Below are 3,765 nucleotides of genomic sequence, written 5' to 3'. Positions count from 1 at the left end.
AGCTTATCCACAAAGGATTCTTTTGATTTCTACACAACATAGATTTTGACTACGCAAAGGTACTATATTATTTTAAACTATCCAAAAAATCCATCAAGTTTTTATCGTCTTTCCAACGATAATTCGTTTTTTCGGACTTTACTTCACAACTTTTTAGAGCTTTTGCCTTCATCTCCATATTTACTTCTGCATAAATATTGGTTGTCTCTACAGATACATGACCAAGCCAAGCCCTTATGGTGTTTATGTCAACGCCAGCTTGCAGTAAATGTGTTGCTGTTGTATGTCGGATCGTGTGTGGTGTAACTCTTTTACCCTTTATCGAAGGCATTACTTTCGACAAAGTATCTGCATGTCTGGTAACCATTTCGTAAACGCCAAACCGACTCATCGGCAAATGTTGGCGATTAAGGAAAACGTGTTCCTCTGAGAATCTATCGGCAATGATGCCTCTCAAAGCCTTGCAAGTATCATCCCACAAAGGGCATCTTCTAGTTTTCCCGCCTTTTCCCAGTATGCTGACAACAGCCAGTCCTTTTCCTTTTGGCAAGTAAACATCCCCGATTTTCAACGAGGCTGCTTCTTCTGCTCGTGCTCCTGTATTGTACAGAAAGAGTAGCAGCACGTAGTCTCTCCATCCCTGTTCGGTATTTTTTGCAGGTGTGTTCAATAATGCGTCCATCTCAGATTTCTCCAAGTATGTTATCTGTGTCCTTGGAGCTTTCTTCACCGGTATGTTTCTTATTTCTCGACACCACTCTATGTGCTCGGGAGAGTTGCTGGCAATGTATTTTGCCAATGCTATGATAGCAGATAATCGTAGATTCCTGGTTTTTATGGAACACTTTCTGCTTATTTCGATGTCGTTCAGAAAAGATGTTGCAACCTTTGAGGTTATATCCGTCACAAGTATCTCCTCTGCTCTGATGTGTCTGTCTTTACAGACAAATGAGACAAGCTGTTTAATAGCGTCCCTGTATGCTCTCATCGTATTTCCCGAGAGGTTGCGGATGTTGGTCAGATAAGTGCAAAGAAAAGCTCTTACCCAATATCCCAAATATGATTCTTTTTCATGTTTCGACTTTCCCATTTCTATATGCGTTAAAAAGATCATTAGCCTCGCTAAGCAAATCGTCTGTCATGCTTAGATAAACAGAAGTGTTAGAGATGTGGTCGTGTCCAAGATAGGTGGACAGTGAGTTCAACAGTCTATTGACATCTTTTCCGGAACGGTACCATTCCGTCAGGCGATGCACGGCAAATGCATGTCTCAGGTCATGGAGCCTCGGTTGGTATCGGGAGCCGTCAGTTCTTTTGATTCCAGCCATCTCCCTTATCCGTTCGAAGGCATTCCGAACCACGTCGATACTTAATCTGTCCATGTTCTTGTCCAAGAACACAAAAGTCTCGTTATCAGACGGCCAACCTTGTGCTTTTCGCCAGCCCAGAAAGTCGTTCAGTAACAAGACCACTTGGTCGTTGAAAGGCACCATTCTTGACTTGTAGAACTTCGACTCTCGTATCACCAGGTATTTTTCACATAAGTTCAAGTCTTTTAGCTGCAGCGAGATGGTCTCACTGATTCGCAAACCTAACACATAAGTGAGCTTCAATATTGCCTGCACGCATCTTGGTGGAGTCTTGCTTTTGTTTTTCTGATAGCTCAAAGCAAGTTCGAAGATTCTCTTTAGCTCCTCCGCTGAGTAGATGTACGGCTTAACATGTTCCAGAGCCTTTGGCTTTTCCTTTGGAAGGACTACTTCTTGCATGTATCCACGAACTATTGCCCATTCGAACATCCACTTCAATGAAGAGTAACGCAAGAACCAACTGGCGGAAACGGTATTGTTTGGACTATACAAAAATGCCGTGCAAATCTTCTCGTCGATGCTCATACATTCCTTGTCTTCACCAATGTATCTGGCGAAGCTGCGCAATATTACGGCTGGCGACTGATATTTTTCTCCCAAAGAACGACGATAGGCGATATATGCCTCCACTAAATCACACACTTTCATAACAACCCCTCCCAATTCATGTCAGCGACCTCACGAAGTGAAGTCATGTCGGTCTTAGCGTAGATTCTTGTAGTGTCCAGGCGCATGTGTCCAAGCAAGTCTGCTATTTCCTTGAGGCTATACCCTGTGTTTATAAGATATGTGGCACAACCATGTCGCAAGGAATGCGGACCATAATGGCGTAGGTTCACTTGGCGCACCACCAGTGCGTCCCTCACCATCTTGTAAATGGAAGAGGTGGAGAGCTTGGAGTGTGGGGCACGTATGGTCAAGAAAAGGTGCTCGTCCTTGGCTTGGTTATAGCGCACATCTTTCAGGTAGGAGATGATGGCATTTCCTGCTACAGTAATCAGCGGCAGAGTCTGAGACTTACACCCTTTCGCACGGTTTAGGTGGATTTGCTCATTGCGCCAATCAATGTCTCTAAGTTTGAGATTCGCAACCTCGCTGCATCTCATACCATATATGGACAGCAGCAAAAAAATCGCATAGTCTCGTTTCCCCACACCACTTGCGGTGCTTTTTTCCATAAGAATGTTCTGCACGACCTCCCAAGGAACAAAAGAAGGAATGTCATCGTGGCGATACTGCCTCGGTGCATTCATCGACATTGCCAGCACTTCAGTGTTCCACCCTTTGGTTTCACCATAGGCGAAGAAATTACGAAGAACAGATATTATGCCTGCTATGGTACGACGGCAACACCCGTTTTCTTTCTTTTGGATTGCGAGATAATTGTCTAGCGTTTGAGGAGTTATGTCTTTAAGACTACTAGGTGAAATCGTACCCATGAAGTTCTTGAGCATTGAATAGCGACTCTCTATCGTATTCAATGACAAACCTTTCTCGTACTTCAACCAGTCCAGGTATTCCATGACAAAAGGTTTCAATGGAAAGCTGTCTGCTTTTCTTATGTATACGCCCAAGTGTATCAGCCAGTCACGTACAATATTGATGAAACGTTTTCTTGCATATTGTCCATCAATACTATCCTTACCACTCTTTTCCATGGAAGCCCATTTGTCTGCGGCAGACAACAGTTCCTCCTCAGTAATACTATGCGACATATTTGGATGAAGCAAGTCAATGGCATGCAAGTGATATGCGGCGATTTGTCGAAGCGTTGATGTTGCAGCCCCCATTCTTTCCCATTTCTCCAAGTGAGATGTTCTCTCATCCTTCAAGGGATAATTGAGATAGCGTAGCTTGTGGTGGCTTCTGGAAAACAATCTGTTCAATATGCAATCCGTGGTGACATAGCTGTAGTCCATTCTACCTATGTGTGACAACCATTTGAAAGCTATACTCTTAAACTTGCTTACAGAGCTAGGAGAAAAACGACGTTTCATCGGATGGTTCTTGATTGTATGTGCCCAACATTCTGCATTTTCGAAAATCTCTTGGATGGAAACCATACGATTTTCATCGTCTGTTAATCTCAATTCTTGTACTATCAATAACAAATAGTCTGCAATTGACAACAAATAAGAATGGCTCAATCCTTTCTTATACATAAGCGTTAGGTATTCTTCTCGTTCCTTTAATAGAGGAGCATCTAAATGCTTTTGGAGATACCATTTGCGTCTAATAATATATTCAAGCATAAACCACAATATTTAAGGGTTAGAAAATAAATGAATTAACTCACCTCAAATATAGTGAAATTTTAAAAACAGATAATTAAACGTTTAGGATTTTTATAAAATTATGTTGTGTAGAAATCAAAAGAATCCTTTGTGGATAAGCT

At 42.3% G+C, this 3,765-nt stretch carries 3 protein-coding genes; all 3 read right to left on the bottom strand.

Features of this window, described 5'->3' with window-relative positions; all coding sequences use genetic code 11:
* Positions 1 to 67 precede the first annotated feature (67 nt).
* Genes DW917_RS16480 through DW917_RS16470 form a run of 3 tightly spaced genes read right to left on the bottom strand, consistent with a single transcriptional unit; the run spans position 68 to position 3,460 of the window.
* A complete protein-coding gene (locus DW917_RS16480) occupies positions 68 to 1,090 on the bottom strand; it encodes a tyrosine-type recombinase/integrase (protein ID WP_118120469.1) in 1,023 nt (340 codons plus the stop codon).
* Positions 1,071 to 2,018, bottom strand: a complete 948-nt coding sequence (locus DW917_RS16475) for a tyrosine-type recombinase/integrase (protein WP_118120466.1) — start codon at positions 2,016 to 2,018, stop codon at positions 1,071 to 1,073. Before DW917_RS16475 ends, DW917_RS16480 begins: the two co-directional genes overlap by 20 nt.
* Positions 2,015 to 3,460, bottom strand: a complete 1,446-nt coding sequence (locus tag DW917_RS16470; protein WP_158570240.1) for a site-specific integrase — start codon at positions 3,458 to 3,460, stop codon at positions 2,015 to 2,017. Before DW917_RS16470 ends, DW917_RS16475 begins: the two co-directional genes overlap by 4 nt.
* Between the last annotated feature and the right edge of the window lie 305 nt (positions 3,461 to 3,765).

Source organism: Prevotella sp. AM42-24 (assembly GCF_003461825.1).
GTDB classification, from domain to species: Bacteria; Bacteroidota; Bacteroidia; order Bacteroidales; family Bacteroidaceae; genus Prevotella; species Prevotella hominis.
Note: the sequence above shows the minus strand (reverse complement) of the source record. Positions and strands in the feature narration are given on the sequence as shown.

What these genes read in the sequence shown, in the direction of transcription:
- DW917_RS16475 (WP_118120466.1), bottom strand. Translation starts at nt 2,018, where the DNA reads ATGAAAGTGTGTGATTTAGTGGAGGCATATATCGCCTATCGTCGTTCT.
- DW917_RS16480 (WP_118120469.1), bottom strand. Translation starts at nt 1,090, where the DNA reads ATGGGAAAGTCGAAACATGAAAAAGAATCATATTTGGGATATTGGGTA.